The sequence below is a fragment of the Brucella rhizosphaerae genome, assembly GCF_002252475.1.
In the GTDB taxonomy this organism is placed as follows: Bacteria; Pseudomonadota; Alphaproteobacteria; order Rhizobiales; family Rhizobiaceae; genus Brucella; species Brucella rhizosphaerae.
The window spans coordinates 24,548-49,809 of record NZ_NNRK01000026.1; the positions used below are offsets into that span (position 1 = coordinate 24,548).

The window sequence follows — 25,262 nt, forward strand, 5'->3', positions numbered from 1 at the left end:
GGATTATTGTCTTCTTGTATAAATTCACAAGGAGCACAAAATGTCCGCTACTGATACGGCACTTCTGGTTATCGATGTTCAGGAGTCTTTCCGCCACCGTCCTTATTATCGTGACGAGCATGTTGCCGTTTATCTTGAGCGGCAGCAGGCTCTGATTGATGGTGCGAAGCGCAAGGGTATTCCTGTCGTGCAGATTTTTCACGTCGAGAATGAAGGCCCATTTTCGGAGGCATCAGGGCTTGTGAAAGCCTTGGCACCTATCGCAATCGAACCAGACGCTGTTTTCCGCAAACGTCGTCACAGCGCACTCGTTGGATCAGGGCTTGATGTCTGGCTGATTTCCAATGGCATCAGGCGGGTCATCGTTTCAGGTATCCGTACTGAGCAATGCTGTGAAACCACGACGCGTCATGCTTCTGATCTTGGCTTTGATGTTGATTATGTCGGCGAGGCCACGCTCACATTCCCGATGACTGATGTGAACGGTCGCGAGTGGAGTGCAGCCGAAATCCGTGCGCGCACCGAACTCGTACTGGTGGATCGCTTCGCTCGGATTGCAACGGTGGAAGAAGCTCTTGCAGGCAAGGCAGAACGGAAAGCTGCATGAACCAATCCGCCGACAGCCACAAAACTGTTCGGGTCTTCGTCGTTGTCCCGCCGCGTACGCTTTTGCTGGATGTGGCGGGACCGATAGAGGTTCTGCGTAAGGCCAATCTTGAACAGAACCAGGTGCAGTTCGAGGTGACATTTATCGGCCCATCGGAAACGGCGCTCAGTTCAATCGGCCTGACGATAGCAAATATCGAGCCTCTGCCGGAGAGCTTGCCTGACGATGCACTCGTCGTCATCTCCGGTTCAGCGGATGTTCCCTTGGGTGGTGTCGGCAATAGTCACGAAGAAGATTTAGCCCTTGAGGCACAGATTGTAAGCTGGATGCGGCGCACCATACGTCTTGGAATACGGCTTGTTTCAATATGCTCGGGCGCACTTCTGGCTGCCCGTGCAGGCTTGCTTGATGGTTATGATTGCACAACGCATCATTTGGCCATTGACGAATTGAGTCGATTGGCGCCGACATCACGCGTCCTGCAAAACCGGCTATTTGTCGAAGATCGCGACAGGCTGACAAGTGCCGGTATCACTGCGGGCATCGATCTCATGCTGCATATCGTGGCTGAACTGGTCGACCACGCATTGGCATTATCGATTGCACGTTATCTGGTCGTCTATTTGCGGCGCAGTGGTGGAGACCCACAGCTTTCACCGTGGTTGGAGGGGCGCAATCATATGCATCCGGTGGTGCATCGGGCTCAGGATGCAATTGCGGAAAACCCCGCAGCCAGCTGGTCCGTGGAGAAACTGGCCGATATCAGCGGGGCAAGCCCGCGCAATCTCTCAAGACTGTTCAATGAGCACGCACATATGAGCGTGACTGACTATGCTAATCGCTTGAAGGTTAGTCTTGCCCGCGAACTGCTGCTGCATTCGGCGCTCGATATGGAAAACATCGCCGAGCGGGCTGGCTTTGCGTCTACACGGCAGTTCCGCAGGGTTTGGGAGCGAATTTACGATGCGCCGCCAAGCCGGATGCGAATGCTGGCAACAGGTGCTGATACTTACTGAAGAATGCGTTCCGGCAGAAATGTTCCGGCGATGATCTGCTCGCGCATTTTCTCGATGAGGTCGAGCGCGCTATCTTCGCCCGCAGAGCGCATAAGTTCGGTCAAAGCTGTTGTGAAAGCAGCTTCAGCGAGGATTTCAGGTTCGATTCCTTCGGAAATACCGTCAGCCCAGGCTTCGTTCTGGTATTCAATCGCCACAAGCTTCTTCTCGCGGGCAATCATCTCATCCAGATCTGCTGGCATATGTTCCATCGATTTCATCCTGGCTTGCGCCCTTCTTGCTGCATTGGAGCGCCGTGCGCCTTGATGGGCGCACAAAGGTCGCTCTAACATTTTAATTTTGCTGCATCATTCCTTAGATCGTAATCGATATAAGGAATGATGCAGTAGCTGATTTCTCACCGCCATCGGGAGTGCACACGCATTGCAGCCTGACTGCCACTTTAAGACAGTGTTAACAGATTACAGCGGATTTAAATGAGGCAATTTCTGCCAATCCGCACAAGACTGAATAATTGGTTAATTGCCATAACGCGATATGATCTCGTTCGACAAGCTTTCTCCCTCTTTCATGTAGCGGTCAATCGCCGCAAGGGCAGAGGGCGTGCAGCGCAGATAATTGTCGCTGAAAGCACGATATCCATGGTTGAAGCTGGAAACGAGCCGCAACCGCTCTGTTTCATCGGGATTTTCAGCTGCAATGATGGCGTCCATCCGGTCTCGCCACTCGCTGCTGGTTTCGCCACAGAGGTTACGCAGATAGTGTAGAGAGCCGAGAACTTCGGCCATGCGCAGCATTTTGCCTTCATAAGGAGCATCCTGCGCAGAAAGGGCCGGGGAAACCATACCCAACCACGAATTCACCACCAACAGGGCCACCAAGAGGGAAAGCCAGTTGCTTTTCAAAAGTAAACCTCTCCTTCTGAGCTGCCTTTTCGCCCGAAATCACGGCCACTTCAAGGCCAACGAGCGCGTCAGGACGTGCGATTGTCTTCCGCTTGAGCCACGGAGCGCGCCACATCCAGCGTGCTGTCGGTGACGTTGGCGCTCGCCATTTCTTCAACGCTCAGCCAATGGATTGCTGCTGCGTCGTCTCCAGCCTGTTCAATGCCCGAAACATCAAACGCCCGATAGACGGAAAGAAAGTAGCTCTTCGCATAGGCTTTGCCTTCAAGCGCCAGATCTACAGTTATGACGTGGCTAAGTGCGCCCGCATTAAGTGCGGTTTCTTCTTTCAGCTCGCGAACGGCTGCTTCCTCAGGTGTTTCACCCGCTTCTATGCTGCCTCCGGGAAAGGCGAGCCAGCCCTTCCATGGTTCTTTGCCGCGTTCGACCAGCAGAAAGCGGCCATCACGACGGCAGATGAGGGAGACGCCGTGGATATGAAGAGGGGCGGGGATGACGGGAACTGTAACCATATGCAAGCTATGATCCGGTGTATACGTTTTGGCAATGACAAAGCTCAGCTTGACCGCTCAGGAAAAAGCCTGAACATGGCGCTCATGTGTGGACGTTTTTCTCTGACTGCAAGCCGCGAAGAAGTTGAAGCATTGCTTGGCGCAATGATCGAGGGGGATTTTCCTCCCCGTTACAATATCGCGCCGACCCAGCCTATTCTCTCTATTCTGGCCGGCGAAACTCCGCCGCAAGGCAGCAATCGACCCGACAGGATCGGTATGTTGGTACGCTGGGGGTTCGTGCCGTCATGGGTAAAAGATCCCAATGACTGGAATCTCGTATTCAACATCCGCTCGGAGACGGCAGCGGAAAAGAACTCGTTTCGACCGGCCTTGAATCATCGACGTGCATTGATTCCTGCTTCTGGTTTTTATGAGTGGCGGCGCGATGGAAAGAACAAATCCCAGCCCTATTGGGTCCGGCCACGTAACGGCGGGATTGTTGCCTTTGGTGCTTTGGTCGAAACCTGGAGCGGCGCGGATGGCTCGCAAATCGATACAGCGGGTATTTTGACGACAAGCGCCAATGGCTTGCTGCGCCCTATACACCAGCGTATGCCGGTGGTCGTAAAACCTGAAGATTTTGCTCGTTGGCTTGACTGCAAAACATTGCTTCCGAAAGATGTCGCTGACATCATGCGGCCGGTGCAGGATGATTTTTTTGAGGCCATTCCAGTGTCCGAGAAGGTCAACAAAGTTGCCAACACTTCACCTGATTTACAAACAAGGGTGGAAGAGAGCTTGACGGCAGAACAGTCTCTGCCAAAAAGAAGGAAGAAGCCGGGACCGGAGGAGGATTCGGGCGACCAGCTTTCAATGTTCTGATCACTTACAGCGGTTCCAGTTAAGACTGACTGGCTGGAGCCGCAGTAGCTAATTGCTTTTATGCATTTGCCTCACGCAAAACCGCTTCGCACTTTTGGCTCAAATGCTATAATTTCAGGAAAATCATCCGTGTTCTCAGCAGCTTTCTCAGGCTTTTTTCTTGGTGCGTCGCTTATCATAGCTATTGGTGCCCAAAACGCATTCATCCTGCGGCAAGGCTTGCTGCGACAGCACGTCTTTATTCTGAGTCTGATTTGCGCACTTTCAGACGGAATTCTGATCGCGGCCGGTGTTGCGGGGCTGGGGACGCTGATCGCGCAATCACCAGCGCTGATTTCGTTTGTCACGCTCGCAGGTGCTGCATTCCTGTTCTGGTATGCATCCGTCGCTTTTCGCCGTGCGTTTCATCCTGAAGCCATGCAGGTGCGATCGAACGGTAGTGTCAGTCTGAAGGCGGCAGTCGCAACCTGTCTGGCGCTGACTTTCCTCAATCCACATGTCTATCTCGACACCGTGGTTTTGCTGGGCAGTCTTTCCGCGCGCTATGAAGGCTCTGCCCGCGCCGCCTACGGTGCAGGCGCGGTGATCGCATCATTTGTCTGGTTTTTCTCACTCGGTTATGGGGCGCGTCTTTTGCAACCCATCTTTGCGAAGCCTGCCGCCTGGCGTGTGCTCGATTGCATCATCGGTGTCGTGATGGCGCTGATCGGCATCAGCCTTCTAGTCAGATTCTTTAACAGCTAGAATTGAGCGGCGCATATTGTCGTTACGAGCTTCGCCCTTACTGTTCTTCTTGCTCATCAAGGCTGCAAGAAGCACGGCGGGGCCGATTTCGCGATATTGATCAATCAGCTTGTCTCGTCGTGGTTGTGGTTCGCTTTTAGGCATTGGTTCATTCCTCTTCCAATTACACTCACTATTTTGTGATTGATTGAGACCGAATGAAGGCTGTTTGGAGCCGGTTTTAGGGAATTGCGGGTAATGACCGTGATGGCATTGCACGGTTGCCGAAATGCCACATCGTTTTAACCACTCGTTAATTTTGTTCTTTGGTTGCACGCATTGTTAAGCGTAAGTCCGCGTCGTATCTCTTCTGGAAATGCTTTATTTTAATTGAACTTTTCCAAAGGCTCTTGACGGAGATAGGGGCGATGGGGATAAGTAATGCTATGAAAACGCCGACCACGATCATTTGTACTGGCTCGATTATTATTGGCTAGCAGCTTGCTGGCCCGGCCGTTTTCGTCTCCCCTTGCATGAAACAGGATGATAACGCCCCGGCCAGTCGGCTGCGATCCTTCGTGCCCGTATTTTCAGGTCCTTTGGGGAAACAAAATGGCTGATGCGCCGCAACTACGTCTGTACAATACTGCGACCCGCGCGAAGGAGGACTTTGTCCCCATCGATGCGAACAATGTGCGCATGTATGTCTGCGGACCGACCGTTTATGACTTTGCCCATATCGGCAATGCACGCCCTGTCATTGTCTTCGACGTTCTGTTTCGCCTTTTGCGCCATGTCTATGGTGCAGAAAAAGTGACCTATGCACGCAACATCACAGATGTTGACGATAAGATTAACGCACGCGCGGCCAGCGAATATCCCGATCTTGCGCTCAATGAAGCAATCCGTCGGGTGACGGAGGGCACAAACAACCAGTTTCAGGCAGATATCCAGGCGCTGGCAAATCTTGAACCTTCCAGTCAGCCGCGTGCCACCGAGCATCTCGATGACATGCGTAATATGATTGAAAAGCTGGTCGAACGTGGCGTTGCCTATGTGGCAGACGAGCATGTGCTGTTCTCGCCGTCTTCGATGAATACGCTGGGTGGCGCACGTTATGGCGCGCTTTCGCACCGCCCGTTTGATGAAATGCTGGCTGGTGCTCGCGTTGACGTTGCCTCCTACAAGCGTGACGAGATGGATTTCGTTCTTTGGAAACCATCGCGCAATGGAGAACCCGGCTGGCCATCACCTGCGGGCATTCAAACGCTTGGTCGCCCGGGCTGGCATATCGAATGCTCCGCCATGTCAATGGCCAAGCTGCTTGCGCCATTTGGTGGCGGTCTGAAGTGCGACGATCCGTATAAGAACCAGTTCGACATTCATGGCGGCGGCATCGATCTGGTGTTTCCACACCATGAAAATGAGCTTGCCCAGTCATGCTGCGCGTTTGGAACCGAGCGCATGGCGAGCATCTGGATGCATAACGGCTTCCTACAGGTCGAAGGGCAGAAGATGTCGAAATCGCTCGGCAACTTCATCACCATTCGTGATGTGCTGAACGATGGTCTGCCGCAGCTTGGAACGTGGGACGATCAGGATATCCATGATCGTTGGGTCGGTCTTGCCGCACGTCTGTCGATGCTGCAAACGCATTATCGCGAGCCGATCAACTGGACAGCACAGCGTCTGGCAGAATCTGCTGAAGAGCTGCATCGCTGGTATGGTCTTCTTCGTGATGCGGATTTTGTAGCACCGTCGTCGCTTTCAGCCGGTAGTGAAGTTGAGGAAGCCCTCTCAGATGATCTGAACACATGGACTGCAATCACGGCTCTGCGTAAGGCCTTTAAAGCCAAAGACTTTGCTGCATTGGGCGAAGGTGTGGCTTTGTTGGGCTTGCTCGATCCGTATTTTGTGACAGCAGCTGATGTTCCGGTTTTTGCAAAGGCAGATGTTGATACCGCAGCAATTGATGCTCTCATTGCTGATCGGTTGCGCTTCATTGCTGACAAAAACTGGGCAGAAGCAGACCGTATTCGCGATGAGCTTCTGGAACAGGGTGTGCAGTTGAAAGACGGCAAGCATCCTGACACCGGTGAACGCATCACGACGTGGGATGTGGTAGGCTGAATACGTTTTAGTCTTTGTTCTTGCGCATGCCGTGATCGGAAAATCGGCTTCCACTTTTCCGCGACGTGCTTTGGGGAGGATGCCATGACGCTTGATAATAAGCCGCTTTATAGCGGGGGATGCCAGTGTGGTTCTGTGCGCTTTCGTATTGAAGGCGCACTTGGCTCTGCTTCGATCTGTCATTGTCGCATGTGTCAGAAGGCGTTTGGCAATTTCTATGCGCCTCTGGTTTCAGTTGGGGACGCAAACCTCACATGGACCCGCGACGAACCGAAGCGTTTCCAGTCATCCAATCATGTTAAGCGCGGGTTCTGTCCTCAGTGCGGTACTCCGCTTACCTATGAGGCGCCGGATGGCGTTGCGCTTTCTATTGGCGCTTTCGATGCGCCGGAAGAGATCGAACCAACGGTTCAATGGGGCGTCGAGGTCAGGCTTCCCTATGTCGATGACCTCGCAAAACTGCCCGGTTACGAAACAGAGCGCGATCCGGAAAGTATCGAGTTTGTAAGAACCATGGTGTCTTACCAACACCCCGACCACGACACTGACAACCGTTAAAAGCCATAAATTCTAACGGCATATACCCACCGACAGGCAGGCAAAATGGAACGCGAGCGCATCTATATCTACGACACGACTTTGCGGGACGGACAACAGACGCATACCGCCCGCCCACAGCCGCGTAGCGTGCGAGGACGGGCAAAGCTGAAAACGGGAGTTTGTTGTCCGGTTCTGATGGCGGGGGATGAGTGATGGCACGCGAGCGCATCTATATCTACGACACGACTTTGCGGGACGGACAACAAACACCCGGCGTTGATTTTTCGGTCGAAGACAAAAAAGCGATTGTCATTCTGCTCGAAGAGCTGGGCGTCGATTATGTCGAGGGTGGCTATCCCGGGGCGAACCCGACTGATACGGCATTCTTCAAGAAGCGTCAGACTTCCCGCGCCAAATTTGCAGCTTTCGGCATGACCAAGCGGGCGGGTGTTTCTGCCTCAAACGATCCGGGACTGACGGCGCTCTTGCAGGCTTCAAGCGATGCGGTGTGTTTCGTTGCCAAAAGCTGGGATTACCATGTGCGGATCGCGCTGGGCTGTACCAATGACGAAAATCTGGAATCGATCACAACGTCAGTCACAGCTGTTCGTATGGCGGGGCGCGAAGCTCTCGTTGATTGCGAACATTTCTTCGACGGCTACAAAGCGAACCCGGAATATGCGTTAGCATGTGCCAAAGCGGCCTATGAGGCAGGTGCCCGCTGGGTGGTGCTCTGCGATACCAATGGCGGCACGCAGCCATCGGAAGTTGCTGATATCATCGCAGCAGTAAAAGCTGTCGTTCCGGGTGAAAGTCTTGGCATTCATGCGCATAATGACACGGAGCAGGCAGTTGCTGTTTCGCTTGCCGCAATTGATGCCGGTGTGCGACATGTTCAGGGCACATTGAACGGCATTGGAGAGCGTTGCGGCAATGCCAACCTCGTCTCGTTAATCCCGACTCTGGCACTGAAGCCCTATTGGTCGGGACGTTTTGAGCTTGGTGTCAAACCGGATGCCCTGAAGGCAATCACGCGTATTTCACGTGCCTTCGATGACGTTTTGAACCGTGCCCCAACAGAACAAGCTCCTTATACAGGGACGTCTGCCTTTGCGACCAAGGCCGGTATTCACGCGTCGGCACTGCTGAAAGACCCGCAAACCTATGAGCATGTTCCACCTGAGACAGTCGGTAATCGCCGCCGCGTCATGGTGTCGGATCAGGGTGGCAAATCGAACTTCATCGCAGAATTGGAACGTCGTGGCATCCGTGTGGCCAAGGATGATGCGCGGCTTGATACGCTGATTACGCTGGTTAAAGAACGCGAAGCTGAAGGCTATGCCTATGAGGGTGCGGATGCGAGCTTTGAGCTACTGGCACGCAATATGCTCACGCCACAGCCGGAATTCTTCAAGGTAGATTCTTTCCGTTGTCTTGTTGAACGTCGTTTCGACGTGAATGGCATGTTGAAAACCGTTTCCGAGGCTGTGGTGAAAGTCGAAGTCGATGGCGAGTTGCATATGTCGGTTGCCGAAGGCCACGGTCCGGTCAACGCGCTCGACATTGCACTGCGCAAAGACCTCGGCCGCTATCAGGATGAAATAGAGGATCTTGAACTGGTCGACTTCAAGGTGCGTATCCTCAATGGCGGCACCGCGGCTATCACCCGCGTTCTGATCGAATCCGGTGATGCAACAGGTGCTCGCTGGCGCACAGTGGGAGTTTCCGACAACATCATTGATGCATCGTTCCAGGCGTTGATGGACTCGGTCAATTACAAGCTGATGAAGAACCGTTCGCTGGCGGGCTTGGTGGCGGCTGAGTAGCTAGTGGATTGAATTTGACGTTTGAACCCCGACTGACATACGTGCTGTTTCAAACCTCAAATTCGAAAAATCCAGCAGCTTCATAAGCTTGCCAGTGGTCATTTTGATTCCGACATTTGTTCGACGCCTGTAACAGAGGTGTGCAAATGTCGAAATCGCTCTTCACGATCATTGATGCTTTGATCAGTTTAATTGAATAGATTTTATGGATTGATGGGCGCATAGCAGTCTGACCAGCTCGAATTAGCCCGTCGCTTTTTCGGGATTGTATTCAGTGTGGAGATGGAAATGACCGAGCAAACCTTATCCGGAGGCCAACTTTCGGATGGAAGCCGTGGCTTCATGATGGCTATGGGGGCTTATGGTCTTTGGGCTCTGTTACCTTTCTATCTCAAGGCTTTGTCACATCTTCCTGCACTGGAAATTGTTGCTCATCGTGTCATCTGGTCGGTTCCTGTGGCGGCAATTCTGCTCCTTGCCATCGGTCAGTTCAAAACTATTCTCGAGGCTTTGCGCAAGCCGCGAATGCTGGCTATGGCCGCATTGACCGCTGCGCTTATTACCGTCAACTGGTCGGTATATGTCTGGGCTGTTGCTCATGATCAGATTATCGGCGCAGCACTCGGTTATTACATTAATCCGTTGTTCAACGTGGTGCTTGGTGGGCTGTTTCTTGGCGAGCGCCTGACCAAGGTTCAATATATTGCTGTCGGGTTTGCTTTCTCGGCAGTTCTTGTTCTCACGTTCAATGCCGGTGGCTTGCCATGGGTGTCGCTGGTCTTGCCACTGACTTTCGGCCTTTATGGCTTTTTCCGTAAGTCTCTTCCAATGCCTCCTTTGCAAGGCTTTACGCTGGAAGTAGTGATCCTGTCGGTTCCGGCAATTGGCTATGTTCTATGGCTGACGGCCAATGGTCAGGACCATTTCTTCTCAGGGGAATCCGTATCGAATATCTGGCTGCTGTTGCTGGCAGGCCCATTCACCGCTATTCCGCTCATTCTTTACGCGGGCGGCGCCAAGCTTCTGCGCTATACGACGCTCGGCTTAATGCAGTACCTCACGCCGACATTGCTGTTCGTCTTCGCGATCTTCGTCTTTCATGAGCCCTTCTCAAATGCACAGCTTGTGGCTTTTGTGCTGATCTGGGTTGGGTTGATAATCTATACTTGGTCCTCGCTCTCTGCCCATCGGCGGAGCCGCGCCAAGGCTTAAAGCATGTCTCCGAATATCGGGGACGAGTTTTGGGAGACATGCGTTGGAACCAACAATTAAGACGCATCGCTTTGGTTGAAAGCCGTTGATGGAAAGGTAGTTCTCACCCTTCCGCGACACGCTCCGATAAATTTATCTTGAGTGACCGCTCCATCTCTCCGGTGGATTAAGACCATCAGAGCCTTAATTTAGCCGTGCTCTGGCCTTCTGTTCCCTTTTCTATTTCAAATGGAATTTGGGGCCGCCCACTGCATGGTATTTCGTACTAGCCGCAGAGATAAGCAGATTCATGTTGTTGTATCGCCGGATCTTGCGATCCGGTCCGATCACGCACATGCTGCGATTTCGGCTGCGCATGCGAAGATGGCACCGCTTCCATTGCGTATTCTCAAGCCGTTAGAACGCGTACGTTTTTCTTTCAGAACCCATCGACGTGCCTGTATAGCGCTGGCTTCTGTGACAATCATTGCGAGCGGTGCTTTTGCGCTGGTCACAGGTGGGCTTGTACGTCACGTTCACGCTTCACAACCTGTTCTGGTTGATCCCGCGACACTTGTTCGTAGTCACGCTGCAATGAAGGAAGCCAGATTGCTTCCATCGAGCGATGCCGATGAGAACCGCCGGATCGCGAAGCGCATCGATATCGCCGAAGGCAACGAAGACGGCGAAGCAACGCTTTTTACCTATCAGCATGTGATTCTTGATCTGGAGAATGAGAGAAGTTCTCAAGGCCTGATTGATCATAGTCCTTCGCTAAGTGTACGATCCGGGGATAGTGCCACTGATCAGGTCACAGAAATATCGGCCATCGCCAATCAGAAAGGCGTGCCACTGAATGTGAGCTTTGCGAAGCCAGCTGGCGCTGTCCATCAGACAGCACATGAAATCGTGCTCGCTCCACAGTCGCACGAGAAGGTGGGCGTTCTTATGCAGGCGGCAGACGTGGCGGCGGAAGATGCCAAAAATCTCGAGCAAGCGCTCGGGCGTAAGGAACTTGTGCCCGGCGACAATCTGGTTTTGTTGCTGGAGCAATCGCCTGATAAGCCCGCTCATATCACTATGGCGCGCTTCAGACACGGCAACGCATCGGACTCCGTCTATGGTCGGACCGATGATGGTGTTTTCCGCGCCAATGACAATCAGCGGCTATTTGCTCGCCTTTCCCATGATGCAATGCTCTCGGCATCACATCAGCCTGTCGCCGTGCGGACGGATGGCTCAGTTCAGTCCCGACTAATTGCTGTGGGGGCGCCGCGCGCTGTTGCAGACGATGTGAAGAAGCTCGCTTCTGAAAACAACGTATCTCTCCAGAAGGGCACTAACGGAGTCGACAAAATCGATCTCTTGTTTCGGGAAAGCGTCGATACTGACCCGGAACTGGTCTTTGTTGAGTTCACGTCGAACGGCGAGAGCAAGCGCCTTTACAGACACGAGGTTGAAGGAAACGCGGATTACTTCAACGAGGATGGTTCCTCGATGACCAAATATCTCATGCACAAGCCATTGCCCAATGGCCGCCTGAATGATGGCTTCGGCTGGCGCGTTCATCCGGTACTGCACGTTCGCAAGCATCACAATGGTGTCGATTATGATGCTCCAATTGGTTCTCCAATTGTCGCGGCGGGTGATGGAACTGTAGAGCTGATTTCGTCGCAGAAGGGCTATGGCAAGTATGTCCGTATCCGCCACCAAGGCGGCTACAGCACCACTTATGCCCACCTATCCGGCGAGGCTAAAGGCCTGAAAATCGGACAGCATGTGAAGCAGGGGGAGGTGATCGCCTATGTTGGCTCGACCGGCTATTCGACAGGCCCACACCTCTATTACGAATTAAAGGTTGGCGATCACTATGTTGATCCGCTTAAAGCTCAGCTCAATGCAGGCGAGAAGCTGACAGGCTCATCCATGTCGAGCTTCCGTTCGGAAATTGATCACGTGGACAAGGTTTTCAAACAGATGAACCCGACCCCGATCACAGGCGCCCCCAACACCAATACAAATCACACCAGACGATAAGCATTGGCGAGGGCAACGAATTCCTCGACGCTCAATGTTTCGGCCCGACGTGTGCCATCAATGCCGGTCTTTTCCAGCAATGCTGCACCACCAACAGGTTTGAGACTCTGGCGCAGCATTTTGCGGCGTTGACCGAATGCAGCCTGCGTAATTTGTCCCAGCGCATCAGCACGGCATGGCAGCGGCTCCTCACGCGGTATAATATGCACCACGGAGGACATCACTTTTGGCGGCGGCGTAAAAGCCTGCGGCGGCACATCAAAAGCGATTTTCGAATGCGTTCGCCACCCAGCCAGCACACCTAGACGCCCATAATGATCGCTATCTGGCGCTGCTACAATACGCTCGGCAACTTCACGCTGAAACATCAGTGTCATGGATGAATAGAACGGTGGCCAAGGCTCGGTCAGAAGCCAGTTGAGCAATAGCTGTGTGCCGACATTGTAAGGCAGGTTGGCAACAATGCGCGGCTTTGGACCGTCAGGAAAAAGCGCCTTGAAATCCTGCTCCAGTGCATCGCCGGAAATAATGCGCAAGCGACCCGGATAATGGACTTCGATCTCTGCAAGTGCTGCAAGACAACGTTCGTCGCGTTCAATCGCTGTCACATAGGCGCCCTGAGCGAGAAGAGCACGCGTCAGGCCACCGGGGCCGGGACCCACTTCGATAACGGGTTGATCCTGCAGATTACCGGCCTGCCGCGCAATCTTGGATGTCAGGTTAAGGTCGAACAGGAAGTTTTGCCCAAGCGACTTCTTCGGCATCAGATCGTGCCGCTCAATCACCTCACGCAGTGGCGGAAGATTGTCTATGCTCATGATTTCCGCCTTGCTTCGTTTTCTGCGAGTTCCTGCGCCAGTCTGATGGAGGCGATAAGGCTATCCGGTCGCGCAATGCCTTTCCCAGCGACGTCGAAAGCCGTGCCGTGATCCGGAGATGTTCTGATAAATGGCAGGCCCAGCGTGACGTTGACCGTCTCGTCAAAGGCGAGCGCTTTCGCGGGAATGAGTGCCTGATCGTGATACATGCAAATAGCGACGTCATAAGCTGCGCGAGCAGGGGCATGAAACATTGTGTCTGCGGGCAACGGGCCCCAAGCGTTGATGCCTTCACGTCGCAGTTCTTCGACTGCAGGACGAATAATCGCATCATCTTCCTTGCCAAGCGCACCGCCTTCACCGGCATGCGGGTTAAGGCCGGAAATTGCGAGGCGAGGAGCCACGATACCGAAGCGGTCTGTCAGTTCCTGCGCGGTGATATGCGCCACTTCCAGAATGTCATCCCTGGTCAATACACGCGGCACGTCTGCCAAAGGGATGTGAATGGTAACTGGGACTGCGCGCAGTTGTGGACCGGCAAGCATCATCACCGGAATCACTGTGCGTCCCAAATGGCGGCTTGCGAGTTCAGCGAGAAATTCGGTGTGACCGGGATGCTGGAAGCCTGCTTCATAGAGCGGCTTCTTGGCAATCGGGCATGTGACGACAGCTGAGGTTTCTCCACTCAGAGTAAGCGCAACGCCGCGTTCGATGGCTTCGATGGTGCCAGCGGCATTCTCTGGAAGCGGCTTGCCGGGGCTTTCCTTATGTGTACTGACAAGCGGCAAAACGGGAAGTTTGGTGTTGAAGATATCAACGGCTTCTGCGGGCGCTTCTATCGTGGCAATCGGAACGTTCAGCCCAAGAAGCTGTGCGCGGGCGGCCAGTTGCGTTGGATCAGCGATCATCAGAAATGGGGGCAAAGAAAGCTCTGCGCGTCTTAGCCAGGTGATAAGAGCAACGTCAGCTCCAACGCCTGAGGGATCGCCAATGCTAACGGCGAGCGGAGGAACCGGTTGAATGGGCATAGCTGTTTTCTCGGCTGATGAAATAAGGGGGCAAAAGCCCCCTCAAATTATACGGTCAGTCTGTTGCTGCCAAGGCTCTGGAGCAATTCCAGCAAAACTACGAAGATCTTTGCGTCGGAAATGCAAAAACAAGCTCTGGAAAGGATGCTCAGCGATTTACGATCGTCGCCCGTTCGCGTAGTTCCTGAATGTATTTCTTGCTCATGTCATCCGCCTTCTTTTCCTGTCCGGCTTCAGAATCTGTGCCTTCCATGGAGAAAACGAGCTGGGCGACACGGTCATCCGACACCTGACGGGTCGAGCAAACTGCAAGAATTTCAACACCCTTTTCGGTGTCATGCGGCGGCGTTGCGCGGTTGGCGCTGATTGCTTTGACGTCCTTCGCCCATTCGGGCGGAAGCTGCTGCTCGATAATACGGCCAAGATCGCGAACCGTAACGTCGATCATGCCTTTAGTCAGCTGACGGGTGGAATCGCAGCTTTGAAAGCGCGAGCGCAGTGTGTTTGCTTCCTGACGACGCTTGGCAAGCAGGGCAGGCGAACGCTTCGAGCTAGGAACAACAAAAATCACCTGCTGAAGATGATATTCGGTTGCAACCGGCTTCTTGCCGCCATCTTTCAGCATGCGCTGAACGGCATCCTGTTCGCTGACCATACCTGTCGCGCGGAATCGGGCACTCACAAGACGGCCCCAGCCCATTTGGACCATGATGTATTTCTTGAAGTGATCCGGAGTGATCCCGGCCTGATTCATCACCTGATTAAGCTGGGCAACGCTCATCTTGTTACGCGTTGCAAAGCCTGCATAGGCCTGATCGACTTCCTTATCGGAAATGTTGACGCCGCGAGACTTCATCTCAACGCGTTTCAGCATTTCTTCAGTCAGCTCCTCGCGCGCGACCTGATTGAGATTACCACCCTTGCGCTGCAGCTTCAAAAAGGCCGCACGGCGTTGAATATCACCATTCGTGATTGCATTGCCGGAGACAATGACCTTGACCTCCGTTCCGCCGGCAGCGAAAGCCGGGTTCAGAGTCGCAGCCGTTCCAAGCGCTGTCACACATACGGCAGCGCCTAGCAGGGAGGCGAATAGAGGTCTTGCAAACATCATCTTTCTTCCCGATTTCCTTCAGGTTGGTGTCCAGTAACGCCTTCAAAGTGAACCAGACGTATCAGAAGCCAATCATATTATGATGCCTGTATAGAGGAGCCAAAGCGGCGAAACAATGACCCTTTAGCATTTTGCGAGTTTGTGGGAGGCAGTTAACTGAATAAAATCGATCAAAAACTAAGCTTTGTTTGAATATCAGGAACAATGCTGACGTTTAAAAAGAAAGAGCGGCAACAAGTTCAACTGTTTCCGCTCTTTTTAAGTTTAGAAGGTTTGGGCGCCGCTGCCGATGTCGCCAAGCGTTCGGAACGATATATTGAAACCTACGCTGTGCGATGCCTTGTCATCACCCGGATTACGGGTCTGAACGTAGGCCATCGAATAAGTGAAGCATTCATCATCATAGGCGAGGCCAGACGATGCGCGAACCAGCGTATCCGACACAAGGTCATAAGTTCCAGAGCCGAAAACACGCCAGTTTGCATCAAGACGTGCAGTTGCAGCGCCAGTCACTTCTTGTCTGAGGTCTGTGTAACCATAGGCAGGCTGCGGAGCGATATAGGCATATTGTGCTGAAACAGTCAGTTTCTGCCAGCTCTGCTGAACTTCCAGCTCGCCACGACGGACATCGAGGTTTTCCTTGTCGAATCGTCCACGCGCAGCAAGCGCGAGGCCAGTCGAGTTGGATGTACCAATCATGGCCACATAGTCGGAACGAGCGTCTTCAAGGCCTGAATCAGCGCCGACATTAACAAAGTCGCTTGTGCCGAAAGAGTTTACACCGCCGAGCTGAAACGATTGCCCAGCAAGAGCATAAAGGCCCCAGTCGCTATTGCTAAAGTTACCAGAATAGCGAACACCCAGATTGGCACGCGTGCCGCCTTCAACGCGGTCATATCCGGAAAACTTGTCGCGCGAGAACAGATTGGTCGCATCGAACACAAAGCTCTGCGCATCTTCATTTGGAAGCTGGCCAGCATAGCGTTCGTTGTTGCGCATATAGATCTGGGCTATTGGCTCAAGAATATGCGTCGAACTGGTGGTAGAGAACAGGATCGGCCAGCGCAGCTCAAGACCTGCCGTCGCCATTGCCCGCAATGCTTCCGACCGAACCAAAGCATCCGTATAGCCAGCTACTGCCGGATCAAAGTTTGTATTGGCACTTATAGCATCGCCGCGCAGAGCCAGAAGCGGCGTAATCACCAAACCGGATGGCGTGATGAATGTACGCTTCCATTCAGCTTCAGTCGTGAAACGAGCATTCGTGCCGCTGAAGCCCGGAATACGCGGATAGTAAATCGATCCGTTATTAGGGTTGGTTGTATAATTCGCGTTCTGACGATACAGAACTTGCGCATTGGTAGTAATATTGAGCTCACCACCATAAACTGGGTCAGGCACAGTATAGGAATAATCGAGGCTTGGGAAAACCCAGGGTTGCTTCGAGTGCATCTCGTCCGCATTGTCCGAGAGCAATGATTCCTGTACATTGAACCGGTAGAAATTCAGGTCAAAATAGTTTCGGTTATTGATGCCTGTCAGGTAAATCTTAGAAACCTGAGTAGATGCATTATAGCCGTCAAGGTTATAGGTGCGGCTGAAATTGCGGTCAGTCTGGGCCATTACATCCCAGCCAAACTTCCAGCGCGAATTGATATCGAAGTCACCCTTCGATGCGATCATGCCACGATTGTCTTCGTTGCGATCCGTCGTATTAACGTCGAACTCGCCCGGCTTCATCTGGTGAATGCCAGCAATCTGAAGATTGTATGTGCCATTTTCGAGGCGATGACGCCATTCGGCCTGCGTCAGGAAGCCTTGCTTCGTATATGCAGTTGTCGAAAGCGTCAGGTCGTAATTCGGCGCAAGAGCCCAGAAATACGAGTTTTTTACACCGAAACCAAGGTCGTCCTTGTAGGCGAAACCTGGAAACAGAAAGCCGCTTTTGCGCTTAACTGTCGGATCAGCCATTTCGAAAGCCGGGAAATAAGCCAGCGGAATACCGAGCAACTCAAACTTGCCACGTTCGAAACGCACAGTTTTGGTCGCGCTGTTCCAGATGATCTTGCGAGCTTTGATCTGCCAGAGAACCGGCTTATCAGGATCTTTTTCGCACGCCTGGCAAGCTGTGTAGACACCATTGTTAAAAGTGGTGATTTCGCCATTGCTACGCTCGGCGCTTTCCGCCGCAAAACGGGTATTGTCCGTCGTCTCAACGCGCAGGCCGTTTACAAAGCCGTCGCGGAAGCTATCCGTCACGTCGAGATGATCAGAATAAATCTTATTGCCGTCGCGTTCAACAATCTCAACATTCCCGGTCGCGGTCATGCGGCGGGTCTGTTGATTGTAGGTAACATTATCTGCAACGAGGCGATTGCCGTCATATTCAATGCGAACTTTACCCTGAGCGGTAACGACGTTCACATCGCGATCATAGACAAGCTCATCCGCCTGCAGGAGCATACGCGCGTTCGGATCGCTCTGGTAATTAGCTCCCAGAGCATCCTGCGCTTGAACCTGCGAAGGGATAATTGCAACTGAAATGAAAGGTATAGCAAGGGCGCACGCCAAGGCAGACCCGCGCGCAAGACGCGAGATTGAATGGGGCAGCACCATGCGGGCGTTACTCGAACCCACTAACCATCCTCCTTATGCAACAAAAAGGAGATACCAAAAAATGTTGCAATAACAACTGGAACCCATGCAGCGACGAATGGAGGAACGAATCCCGCATTCCCGAATGCCTTCACCAGCACTGAAACGACATAAAGCATGAAGCCAGCAACAACGCCACCCAGAATCATCGCGCCGGACTGACCAAATCGCACAAATTTCAGGGACACTGTTGCAGCAATGAGAGTCATGGCCATCAGCAATGCAGGCAATGCCAGAAGTGACTGGTATTGCATATCAAAAGCGTTTGCCGAGTAACCAAAGGAACGCGCAACCTGGATCTTGTGACGCAGCTGCGTGAACGGAATTGTATCAGGGGAGGCGAGCTTTTCTTCCACATATTCCGGACGCAGCTGCGTTGGAATGTTGAAGCTCTCCAATTTGCGCGGTTCCTCACCACGCGAGAATCGTGTGACGTCTGTTAGTTCCCAATGACCATCCATGAGTTTCGCAGTGCGAGCGTCAAAACGGACTTTGATTTTCTTCTTGTCATCGAACTGGATGAACGTGGCATCGGCGAGGGTGGCACCACGGTCAAGAATGCTTTTAGCGCCGATGATGGTCTCGCCTTCATCGGTCTTCTGACGCAACCACGGATCACGCAGTGCGGAAACATCTGTCATTTTGCCGTTCTTCCAGTTGGAAGCGATTTCGTCGGCTTTTGAAAAGCCGTAAGCGGCAAAAGGATTGAGAATAAAGATCGTGGCCAGTCCGAACAGCAGTGCGCCGAAACAGGCAGGCAGCAGGAATTGCCAGGCGGAAACACCGACTGATCGTGCAACGACCAGTTCATATTTACGATTGAGCGAAATGAGCGTCGCCATTGCCGAAAACAAGGCAACGAATGGAATCATTTGCTGCATGATGAATGGAACGCGCATGGCGGAAAGGCCGAGTGCAGCCCAAACAGTGTAACCGGGCAGGTTTGCGAGCTTGCTAGCATTTTCGGTAAAGTCGAGAAGAAGCGCCAGCGCAAAGATGCCGAACAGAAAATAGAATGTGATCTGCACATAACGTGCAAAGAAATAGCGCCCGAGCGTCCAACCGATCATGCGTGGCCTCCCGCATCGCCGCGAAATCTTCCAATCAGGCGATTATATGTGCTGGATACACGGTCTCTCAAACGGTTGAAACCGTCACGCATACGGTCATTCCATTTGTCTGGAATTCCGATGCGCTGACCTGTGATAAGGGCATAACCAGACAGCAGGATTACTGTCAGCGGGACCAGATACATGACAAGAATATAGGTCTCGTCCTTATCTGCGCGGTCGGCAGAAAAATATCCGGCCCAATAGACCAGCAACGCTGTGCTGATAGCTGAAAATGACGCGGATACGCGCGCTTCACGATGCGACCGGGAGTCACCTGCAAAGGCAAGCGCAATCATCGCGAAAACAACGGGATAGAGCCAATCAGTCAAGCGACGATGCAATTCAGCTTTATAGCGTAAAGGTCGCGTTTGCAGAATAGGATCATTCGGATCGGGGTTGAGCAGATATGTAAGCGGGCGATCTTTGGCGTAAATAACGAAATCGTCTCCAGCGGATGTGAACTGGCTGAGATCGAACGCATAGGAATTGAACTTGATGATCGAAACAGTGCCGTCGGAAACATCGCGACGCTGAACTTCGCCATCCTTCATCAGCAACATGTCGCCCGCAGGTGTGCTCGCGATATTTCCATCAGCTGCATAATAAATCAGGTCGAGTGAAGGGTCGCGGGAATCGGCAATAAACAGACCACCGATACTGCCATCGGCACGGCGCTCGGCAATCTGGATATAGAGATTATCTGCGAGTTTGCGAAAGCTGCCTTCCTGTACCACGACATTGAGCAAATCTGCACTCGCGTTGGCGATCATCGCGCGCATATTCATCCGCGCATAAGGATCGACATAGTTTGCAACCAGAAACGAAACGATCGAGATAATGGCGGCGAGCATGAGTATCGGACGCATGACCGCACTACGCGGCGCACCGGATGCGTTGATAACGACGAGCTCGGAATCCTGATTCATCGTCGAGAGTGTCTGCGTAATTGCGATGATCAGCGCAAATGGCATGACCAGTGGAATTGCAGAAGGAATCAGAAGCGAACTGAACTGGATAATAGTCTGAATGGACTGGCCACTTGTGGTGAGAAAGTCGACGCGTTGCAGCACCTGCACAGTCCACGTGATGCCCACTGCGGCGCCTAGCACCGCAAAGAACATGATCGCCACGCGGCGCAGGATGTACAACTCAATCAATTTCATAGGCGGAGTTTACATCCCGGTTCCGTTGACGGAGCCTGTCCCTAAAGAAACAAGCTCGTAAATGAAAGTTCAATCTAACTGCACTTGGCTAAAATTAGGCGAAGAAATTTGGTTAACAGATTACTAAAGATTTCCAGCCGAAGCTAGCGCAAGCTTCTCTAGATGGAGAGAACTGGCTGTGGCAACAAATTTTTGCTGATCATAGGTGGGGACCGAAACGAAGCTTGGCAAGTTGTCACCGAAGTTAACGCAAAACTGATTTTCATGATGCGGCGGACTTGCCGTTTCGCCATATTCGTCTCACATGAGTAAGGAAAAGTCGCGACACAATCGTGTCATATCATGGTCTGACCTCTGTTTGGAGTTGTTATGTCGAAACGTCCTTCCATTTCTTTTAGTGAATTTTCAGCACCTCAAAAAGGCGTAAGCATTGTTTTGGTTGCCAAGGGTGGAGGCTTTGCAGAAGAAGCGGGTCAGGCGGTTGGCGGAGGCGAAAAGATTGCTCGCATCGCTGAAATCGCTGGATTTTCCGGTGTTTTGGGCAAAACTGCAGAAGCGATTGAAACTTCCAATGGCGGGATAGACAAGATCGTATTGGTGGGCGTTGGAGAGCCCGGTGAACTTGGCAATGACGATTGGATCAAGATCGGTGGCGCGGCGTTTTCGCGAATCGGCAAGGCTGAGCGAGCAACGCTGACGCTGGCTTTGCCTGAAACGACGATTGCAGGCGATGAAGCAGGCGATGTGGCGCTTGGCATGATTCTTCGTTCATACGAGTTCAATCGCTACAAGACCCGCAAGAATGAAGAAAACAGCGAGCCTAAGCACGCCGCCAAGATCAATATTCACACCGCAGATGTGCACAGTGCAAAAAGAGCGCTCGAAGTTGCGGAAGCAGTCGCTGACGGTGTTCTCAAGGCGCGCGATCTTGTCAATGAGCCTGCCAATATTCTTGGGCCAGTCGAGTTCGCCGAAGAGGCTGAAAAGCTCGAAAAGCTTGGCGTAAAGGTCGAGGTTCTCGGCGAAAAGGAAATGAAGAAGCTGGGCATGGGCTCGCTTCTGGGCGTTTCACAAGGGTCGGTCCGTCCGCCGCGTCTTGTCATTATGGAGTGGCAGGGTACCAAGGCCAAGGAAAAGCCTGTGGCTTTCGTTGGCAAAGGTGTGGTGTTTGATACGGGCGGTATCTCGATCAAACCAGCTGCCGGCATGGAAGAAATGAAGGGCGATATGGGTGGTGCTGCGGCCGTAACGGGTCTCATGCGCGCACTTGCGGGCCGCAAGGCCAAGGTCAACGCTATCGGCGTGATCGGTCTTGTTGAAAACATGCCAGACGGCAATGCACAGCGTCCGGGCGACATCGTGACTTCTATGTCTGGACAGACAATTGAAGTGATCAACACAGACGCGGAAGGTCGTCTCGTACTGGCTGATGCGCTCTATTATACCAACGAACGTTTCAAGCCACAGTTCATGATCAATCTCGCCACATTGACTGGTGCTATCATGGTCGCTCTTGGCACGCATCATGCAGGCCTGTTCTCTAACGACGACGAGCTTGCGGATCAGCTTTATGAGGCTGGTCAGGCAACCGGTGAAAAGCTGTGGCGTATGCCACTTGGCAAGGAGTACGATAAGATGATCGATTCCAAATTTGCCGACATGAAGAACAGCTCTGGCCGCTATGCTGGCTCCATCACAGCCGCGCAGTTCCTCAAGCGCTTTGTGGGCGACACGCCTTGGGCGCATCTCGATGTCGCCGGAACAGCCATGGGTTCGCCCACAAATGAATACAGCCAGTCATGGGCCTCGGGCTATGGCGTTCGACTTCTTGATCGTCTTGTCCGCGATAACTTCGAGAGCTGAATCTGATTCAGGAACAACATGTTGTGGCGAGAAGGTGAATCACTTTCTTCGCCACAACTAGTCTTCTATCCGGTTGTTTTGGCATTATCTTCACGCAAAACCACTTCGTACTTTTGCTTGAAATGCTTTAAAGAGAGCGCATGGCTGAGATCCTCTTTTACCACCTGACAGAATCGACGCTGGATGAAGCTCTGCCGGGGCTTGTCGAGCGTTCGCTTGGACGCGGCTGGCGTGTCACGATCCAGGCTGTGAGCGAAGAACGTCGCGATGCGCTCGATAATCTGCTTTGGACCTTCTCTGAGACCTCCTTCGTCGCACACGGAACTGATAAGGAACCGTATCCTGAACAGCAGCCGGTACTGCTAACCACATCGGAAGCCAACCCCAATGGGGCGACGGTTCGCTTCCTCGTGGAAGGGGCTGCACTTGCTCAGGCAGATGGTTATGAACGATTGGTTGTCATGTTTGATGGGCATGATCAGGATCAGCTTGATCATGCAAGGGCACAGTGGAAGTCTTTCAAGACGGAGAACCATGATTTGACGTATTGGCAGCAGACAACAGATCGTCGCTGGGAGCGCAAAGCCTGATGCGTGCTGTTTTTATCGCAATGATGGTCGGAGGCTTCGGGCTGGCCATTGGTTATCCCTGGTATGTTCGCCACTTCACAGGTGATGAGATCGGACGTTGGCCGATCCTCGAAAGCCGTCAGGGCGGCTTCATTACGCAGGAAATTCCGCTTTCTGCTAGCGACGCGCCTGTACGTATTTTTCTCGATGCTGTGCCATTGCCGGGTTATGTGCCGGCTGAACGTCGTTCGGCTGTAACGCTTGCTGTGAGCCGCAATGGTGTGCCAGTGTTGTCGCAAGGTCTCGATTTTGCTTCGACCAGCAGCTCTATCAATACAGACCGTCCGCAGGATGGCAGTGTGCTGCGTCAAAGTGCAGGAGATATTGATCCGGTTTTGTCTGGCACCTATGCCTTCCGTGCCGTTAAGGGCAATACGGATGGTCTACAGCTGTCCAGGATCGATCTTGTTTTGAGGCGAGGCGCTGAAGAAGCGGATGAAACCTATACCACGATTGGCCTCATCCTCGGTGTGCTCGGCATTTATGCTTTGATGCGAACCCGCATTCGCCGCCCGCAAATCTGAAATCAGGGCGGTCCCGTTGACGCAAAGTCCTCGGAACCGCGCTGTCTTATTTTCTTTTACGCATTATCCTACGCAAAGCCGCCACGAACATTTGCTGGAAATGCTTAAATTAATCAGCCATCGCTTCTTCATATTCAGAAGACATTTCCAGCCATTTGTCTTCTGCATCGGCGAGCGCTGACTTTGCGTCGCTCATCTCTTTGTTGATCCGGATCGCCTTCTGCGGTTCCTTTTCATAAAGAGCAGGGTCTTCCAACTGTGTCGTGAAGCCCTGAATCTGTTTCTGCAGTTTTTGCATCAACCCTTCGGCTTCCTTGATCTTTTTGAGCAAGGGAGCCAATGTTTCCCGCTTCTGTGCAGCCAGCTTGCGTTGCTCTGCCTTGTTTACTTTCGGGCCTTCGTCACGCTCGGAAACCTGATCGCCTTTGGCGTCGGCCAGAACAATCTGACGATACTCATCAAGATCGCCGTCGAATGCTTTCACGCCGCCTTCGCGCACCAGCCACAGACGATCCATGGTGGCTTCGATCAGGTGGCGATCATGGGCGATCAGGATCACCGCACCGTTGAACGCGTTGAGCGCGTGCACGAGCTCTTCACGACTATCGATATCGAGGTGGTTGGTGGGCTCGTCGAGGATCAGCAGGTTGGGACCATGGAAGGTCGCAAGCCCCATCAGAAGACGTGCCTTCTCGCCACCGGAGAGATCCCTGGCAGGCGTAAGCATTTTCTCGGTCGAAAGCCCCATATGGGCAACGCGCGCGCGTACCTTGGCTTCCAGCTCACCCGGCATCAGTTTGCGCACATGTTCGATGGCGTTGTCTTCGGGGATCAGATCATCCATCTGATGCTGAGCGAAGAAAGCGACTTTCAGGCTCGGCGAAAGGGTCAGGTCGCCTTTTTCCGGCTGTAACCGTCCGGCAATCAGCTTGGCGAGTGTCGACTTACCGTTACCGTTTGAACCGAGCAGCGCGATACGGTCATCATTGTCGATGCGCAGCGTAACATTGCACAGCACAGGCTTGCCTGGCACATAGCCGACATCGGCATTGTCGAGGGCGATGACTGGTGATGCCGTCTTTTTGTCCGCATCTGGAAACCGAAACGGCTGCACATTGTTGTCGACGTAAAGCTCAATGGGTTTGAGCTTTTCCAGCGCCTTCATACGAGACTGCGCCTGACGGGCCTTTGTGGCCTTGGCACGGAATCGCTCCACGAAGGATTCCATATGCTTGCGATGTGCTTCCTGCTTGGCATGCGCCTTTTGTTGCAGTTCCAGCATTTCATGGCGCTGCCGCTCAAACTGATCGTAGTTGCCACGCCAGAAGCTGATCTTTTTCTGATCAAGATGCATGATCGAAGAGGTGGCCGAATTCAGCAGATCACGATCATGGCTGATGATGATGACAGTGTGCGGATAGCGCTTCACATAATCGACAAGCCACAACACACCTTCAAGGTCGAGATAGTTGGTTGGCTCGTCAAGCAGCAATAGATCGGGTTCTGCAAACAGAACGGCTGCGAGTGCCACGCGCATACGCCAGCCGCCGGAGAAGGCGGAAGCGGGTCTGCGTTGCGCTTCAGCATTAAAGCCGAGACCTGACAGGATAGCACCTGCGCGCGCTTCTGCGGAATGCGCATTAATGTCAGCAAGCCGCGTATGAATTTCGGCGATGCGGTGCGGATCGGTCGCCGTTTCAGCCTCTTCGAGAAGCGCTGCGCGCTCCTTGTCGGCTTTCATGACGATTTCGATCAGCGCGTCTTCGGTGCCGGGTGCTTCCTGAGCCACCTGACCGATGCGCGTATTTCTCGGTAGAGAAATACTGCCCGTTTCAGACGCAAGGTCACCGGTTATGACGCGGAACAGGGTGGATTTTCCAGTGCCGTTACGCCCGACAAAACCCGTCTTCGACCCCGCAGGCAGTGTTACACTGGCGTGGTCGATCAAAAGGCGTCCGGCAATACGTACGGAGATATCGTCAAGAATAAGCATGGTGAAAAGGCTTTT

The 25,262-nt window shown here is 53.0% G+C and carries 24 protein-coding genes; 13 read left to right on the forward strand and 11 right to left on the reverse strand.

Annotated features, from left to right (window positions below):
* The first annotated feature begins 40 nt into the window (after window positions 1-40).
* Together CEV32_RS09380 and CEV32_RS09385 are read left to right on the forward strand one after the other, a co-directional pair.
* Entirely contained in the window at window positions 41-607 is a 567-nt protein-coding gene (locus tag CEV32_RS09380) for an isochorismatase family protein (protein ID WP_094576558.1), read from the forward strand.
* Window positions 604-1,623, forward strand: a complete 1,020-nt coding sequence (locus CEV32_RS09385) for a GlxA family transcriptional regulator (protein ID WP_094576560.1) — start codon at window positions 604-606, stop codon at window positions 1,621-1,623. The genes CEV32_RS09380 and CEV32_RS09385 overlap by 4 nt, the downstream gene beginning before the upstream one ends.
* On the opposite strand, the gene CEV32_RS09390 is transcribed toward CEV32_RS09385, so the two are convergent.
* The 3 genes from CEV32_RS09390 to CEV32_RS09400 all read right to left on the reverse strand — a co-directional run bounded on the left by CEV32_RS09390 (window position 1,617) and on the right by CEV32_RS09400 (window position 3,040).
* Window positions 1,617-1,874 carry a hypothetical protein gene (locus CEV32_RS09390; RefSeq protein WP_191793042.1) on the reverse strand — a complete coding sequence of 86 codons (258 nt, stop codon included), beginning with the start codon at window positions 1,872-1,874 and terminating at the stop codon, window positions 1,617-1,619. The two genes, CEV32_RS09385 and CEV32_RS09390, sit on opposite strands and share 7 nt — an antisense overlap.
* A gap of 267 nt (window positions 1,875-2,141) precedes the next feature.
* Complete coding sequence (locus CEV32_RS09395) at window positions 2,142-2,468, reverse strand: TIGR02301 family protein (protein ID WP_094577445.1); 327 nt, start codon at window positions 2,466-2,468, stop codon at window positions 2,142-2,144.
* Window positions 2,469-2,596: 128 nt separating this feature from the next.
* The gene (locus CEV32_RS09400) at window positions 2,597-3,040 is read right to left on the reverse strand and encodes an NUDIX hydrolase (RefSeq protein ID WP_094576563.1); all 444 of its coding nucleotides are present in this window, start codon (window positions 3,038-3,040) and stop codon (window positions 2,597-2,599) included.
* An 84-nt stretch (window positions 3,041-3,124) separates the two neighbouring features.
* Here CEV32_RS09400 and CEV32_RS09405 point away from each other — a divergent pair, with 84 nt between their 5' ends.
* Both CEV32_RS09405 and CEV32_RS09410 read left to right on the forward strand, forming a co-directional pair.
* Window positions 3,125-3,904, forward strand: a complete 780-nt coding sequence (locus CEV32_RS09405) for an SOS response-associated peptidase (protein WP_094577446.1) — start codon at window positions 3,125-3,127, stop codon at window positions 3,902-3,904.
* Window positions 3,905-4,033: 129 nt separating this feature from the next.
* Complete coding sequence (locus CEV32_RS09410; RefSeq protein WP_094576565.1) at window positions 4,034-4,648, forward strand: LysE/ArgO family amino acid transporter; 615 nt, start codon at window positions 4,034-4,036, stop codon at window positions 4,646-4,648.
* Here CEV32_RS09410 and CEV32_RS09415 read toward each other — a convergent pair.
* Window positions 4,625-4,792: a hydrolase gene (locus CEV32_RS09415; RefSeq protein ID WP_094576567.1), complete on the reverse strand. Its 168-nt coding sequence runs from the start codon at window positions 4,790-4,792 to the stop codon at window positions 4,625-4,627. The genes CEV32_RS09410 and CEV32_RS09415 overlap by 24 nt on opposite strands.
* Window positions 4,793-5,239: 447 nt before the next feature.
* Here CEV32_RS09415 and cysS point away from each other — a divergent pair, with 447 nt between their 5' ends.
* The 6 genes from cysS (at window position 5,240) to CEV32_RS24045 (ending at window position 12,351) form a co-directional block, all read left to right on the forward strand.
* Window positions 5,240-6,757 carry a cysteine--tRNA ligase gene (gene cysS, locus CEV32_RS09420; RefSeq protein WP_094576569.1) on the forward strand — a complete coding sequence of 506 codons (1,518 nt, stop codon included), beginning with the start codon at window positions 5,240-5,242 and terminating at the stop codon, window positions 6,755-6,757.
* A gap of 84 nt (window positions 6,758-6,841) precedes the next feature.
* Entirely contained in the window at window positions 6,842-7,315 is a 474-nt protein-coding gene (locus CEV32_RS09425) for a GFA family protein (protein ID WP_094576570.1), read from the forward strand.
* 45 nt (window positions 7,316-7,360) lie between these two features.
* On the forward strand, window positions 7,361-7,510 hold the full coding sequence (locus CEV32_RS24040; protein WP_094576572.1) for a 2-isopropylmalate synthase: 150 nt from the start codon (window positions 7,361-7,363) through the stop codon (window positions 7,508-7,510).
* Window positions 7,510-9,123: a citramalate synthase gene (gene cimA / locus CEV32_RS09435; RefSeq protein WP_094576573.1), complete on the forward strand. Its 1,614-nt coding sequence runs from the start codon at window positions 7,510-7,512 to the stop codon at window positions 9,121-9,123. The genes CEV32_RS24040 and cimA overlap by 1 nt, the downstream gene beginning before the upstream one ends.
* Window positions 9,124-9,411: 288 nt before the next feature.
* On the forward strand, window positions 9,412-10,335 hold the full coding sequence (gene rarD / locus CEV32_RS09440) for an EamA family transporter RarD (RefSeq protein WP_094576575.1): 924 nt from the start codon (window positions 9,412-9,414) through the stop codon (window positions 10,333-10,335).
* A 252-nt stretch (window positions 10,336-10,587) separates the two neighbouring features.
* Window positions 10,588-12,351: a M23 family metallopeptidase gene (locus CEV32_RS24045; RefSeq protein WP_094576577.1), complete on the forward strand. Its 1,764-nt coding sequence runs from the start codon at window positions 10,588-10,590 to the stop codon at window positions 12,349-12,351.
* Here the strand turns inward: CEV32_RS24045 and rsmA are convergent.
* From rsmA to lptF, 6 genes are all read right to left on the reverse strand, one after another.
* Complete coding sequence (rsmA, locus tag CEV32_RS09450) at window positions 12,336-13,169, reverse strand: 16S rRNA (adenine(1518)-N(6)/adenine(1519)-N(6))-dimethyltransferase RsmA (RefSeq protein WP_094576579.1); 834 nt, start codon at window positions 13,167-13,169, stop codon at window positions 12,336-12,338. The two genes, CEV32_RS24045 and rsmA, sit on opposite strands and share 16 nt — an antisense overlap.
* Window positions 13,166-14,197, reverse strand: a complete 1,032-nt coding sequence (gene pdxA, locus CEV32_RS09455) for a 4-hydroxythreonine-4-phosphate dehydrogenase PdxA (RefSeq protein ID WP_094576581.1) — start codon at window positions 14,195-14,197, stop codon at window positions 13,166-13,168. The genes rsmA and pdxA overlap by 4 nt, the downstream gene beginning before the upstream one ends.
* A gap of 148 nt (window positions 14,198-14,345) precedes the next feature.
* Entirely contained in the window at window positions 14,346-15,308 is a 963-nt protein-coding gene (locus tag CEV32_RS09460) for a SurA N-terminal domain-containing protein (RefSeq protein WP_094576583.1), read from the reverse strand.
* A 264-nt stretch (window positions 15,309-15,572) separates the two neighbouring features.
* Entirely contained in the window at window positions 15,573-17,924 is a 2,352-nt protein-coding gene (locus CEV32_RS09465; protein WP_094576585.1) for an LPS-assembly protein LptD, read from the reverse strand.
* A gap of 20 nt (window positions 17,925-17,944) precedes the next feature.
* Window positions 17,945-19,033 (reverse strand): LPS export ABC transporter permease LptG, encoded by a 1,089-nt coding sequence (gene lptG / locus CEV32_RS09470; protein WP_094576587.1) that lies wholly within the window; start codon window positions 19,031-19,033, stop codon window positions 17,945-17,947.
* Window positions 19,030-20,238 (reverse strand): LPS export ABC transporter permease LptF, encoded by a 1,209-nt coding sequence (gene lptF, locus CEV32_RS09475; RefSeq protein WP_094576589.1) that lies wholly within the window; start codon window positions 20,236-20,238, stop codon window positions 19,030-19,032. The genes lptG and lptF overlap by 4 nt, the downstream gene beginning before the upstream one ends.
* A 369-nt stretch (window positions 20,239-20,607) precedes the next feature.
* Here lptF and CEV32_RS09480 point away from each other — a divergent pair, with 369 nt between their 5' ends.
* The 3 genes from CEV32_RS09480 to bspB all read left to right on the forward strand — a co-directional run bounded on the left by CEV32_RS09480 (window position 20,608) and on the right by bspB (window position 23,254).
* Window positions 20,608-22,101: a leucyl aminopeptidase gene (locus CEV32_RS09480; protein ID WP_094576591.1), complete on the forward strand. Its 1,494-nt coding sequence runs from the start codon at window positions 20,608-20,610 to the stop codon at window positions 22,099-22,101.
* Between the two features lie 140 nt (window positions 22,102-22,241).
* The gene (locus CEV32_RS09485; protein WP_094576593.1) at window positions 22,242-22,691 is read left to right on the forward strand and encodes a DNA polymerase III subunit chi; all 450 of its coding nucleotides are present in this window, start codon (window positions 22,242-22,244) and stop codon (window positions 22,689-22,691) included.
* Window positions 22,691-23,254, forward strand: a complete 564-nt coding sequence (gene bspB / locus CEV32_RS09490; RefSeq protein ID WP_094576595.1) for a type IV secretion system effector BspB — start codon at window positions 22,691-22,693, stop codon at window positions 23,252-23,254. The genes CEV32_RS09485 and bspB overlap by 1 nt, the downstream gene beginning before the upstream one ends.
* Window positions 23,255-23,363: 109 nt before the next feature.
* Here bspB and CEV32_RS09495 read toward each other — a convergent pair whose 3' ends face one another.
* Entirely contained in the window at window positions 23,364-25,247 is a 1,884-nt protein-coding gene (locus CEV32_RS09495) for an ABC-F family ATP-binding cassette domain-containing protein (protein WP_094576596.1), read from the reverse strand.
* Window positions 25,248-25,262 lie beyond the last annotated feature (15 nt).

Excerpts from the sequence above, each read along its gene's own strand:
- CEV32_RS09380 (WP_094576558.1), top strand. The coding sequence starts at position 41 with ATGTCCGCTACTGATACGGCACTTCTGGTTATCGATGTTCAGGAGTCT.
- CEV32_RS09385 (WP_094576560.1), top strand. The coding sequence starts at position 604 with ATGAACCAATCCGCCGACAGCCACAAAACTGTTCGGGTCTTCGTCGTT.
- CEV32_RS09390 (WP_191793042.1), bottom strand. The coding sequence starts at position 1,874 with ATGGAACATATGCCAGCAGATCTGGATGAGATGATTGCCCGCGAGAAG.
- CEV32_RS09395 (WP_094577445.1), bottom strand. The coding sequence starts at position 2,468 with ATGGTTTCCCCGGCCCTTTCTGCGCAGGATGCTCCTTATGAAGGCAAA.
- CEV32_RS09400 (WP_094576563.1), bottom strand. The coding sequence starts at position 3,040 with ATGGTTACAGTTCCCGTCATCCCCGCCCCTCTTCATATCCACGGCGTC.
- CEV32_RS09405 (WP_094577446.1), top strand. The coding sequence starts at position 3,125 with ATGTGTGGACGTTTTTCTCTGACTGCAAGCCGCGAAGAAGTTGAAGCA.
- CEV32_RS09415 (WP_094576567.1), bottom strand. The coding sequence starts at position 4,792 with ATGCCTAAAAGCGAACCACAACCACGACGAGACAAGCTGATTGATCAA.
- cysS (WP_094576569.1), top strand. The coding sequence starts at position 5,240 with ATGGCTGATGCGCCGCAACTACGTCTGTACAATACTGCGACCCGCGCG.
- CEV32_RS09425 (WP_094576570.1), top strand. The coding sequence starts at position 6,842 with ATGACGCTTGATAATAAGCCGCTTTATAGCGGGGGATGCCAGTGTGGT.
- CEV32_RS24040 (WP_094576572.1), top strand. The coding sequence starts at position 7,361 with ATGGAACGCGAGCGCATCTATATCTACGACACGACTTTGCGGGACGGA.
- cimA (WP_094576573.1), top strand. The coding sequence starts at position 7,510 with ATGGCACGCGAGCGCATCTATATCTACGACACGACTTTGCGGGACGGA.
- rarD (WP_094576575.1), top strand. The coding sequence starts at position 9,412 with ATGACCGAGCAAACCTTATCCGGAGGCCAACTTTCGGATGGAAGCCGT.
- CEV32_RS24045 (WP_094576577.1), top strand. The coding sequence starts at position 10,588 with ATGGTATTTCGTACTAGCCGCAGAGATAAGCAGATTCATGTTGTTGTA.
- rsmA (WP_094576579.1), bottom strand. The coding sequence starts at position 13,169 with ATGAGCATAGACAATCTTCCGCCACTGCGTGAGGTGATTGAGCGGCAC.
- pdxA (WP_094576581.1), bottom strand. The coding sequence starts at position 14,197 with ATGCCCATTCAACCGGTTCCTCCGCTCGCCGTTAGCATTGGCGATCCC.
- CEV32_RS09460 (WP_094576583.1), bottom strand. The coding sequence starts at position 15,308 with ATGATGTTTGCAAGACCTCTATTCGCCTCCCTGCTAGGCGCTGCCGTA.
- CEV32_RS09465 (WP_094576585.1), bottom strand. The coding sequence starts at position 17,924 with ATGGTGCTGCCCCATTCAATCTCGCGTCTTGCGCGCGGGTCTGCCTTG.
- lptG (WP_094576587.1), bottom strand. The coding sequence starts at position 19,033 with ATGATCGGTTGGACGCTCGGGCGCTATTTCTTTGCACGTTATGTGCAG.
- lptF (WP_094576589.1), bottom strand. The coding sequence starts at position 20,238 with ATGAAATTGATTGAGTTGTACATCCTGCGCCGCGTGGCGATCATGTTC.
- CEV32_RS09480 (WP_094576591.1), top strand. The coding sequence starts at position 20,608 with ATGTCGAAACGTCCTTCCATTTCTTTTAGTGAATTTTCAGCACCTCAA.
- CEV32_RS09485 (WP_094576593.1), top strand. The coding sequence starts at position 22,242 with ATGGCTGAGATCCTCTTTTACCACCTGACAGAATCGACGCTGGATGAA.
- bspB (WP_094576595.1), top strand. The coding sequence starts at position 22,691 with ATGCGTGCTGTTTTTATCGCAATGATGGTCGGAGGCTTCGGGCTGGCC.
- CEV32_RS09495 (WP_094576596.1), bottom strand. The coding sequence starts at position 25,247 with ATGCTTATTCTTGACGATATCTCCGTACGTATTGCCGGACGCCTTTTG.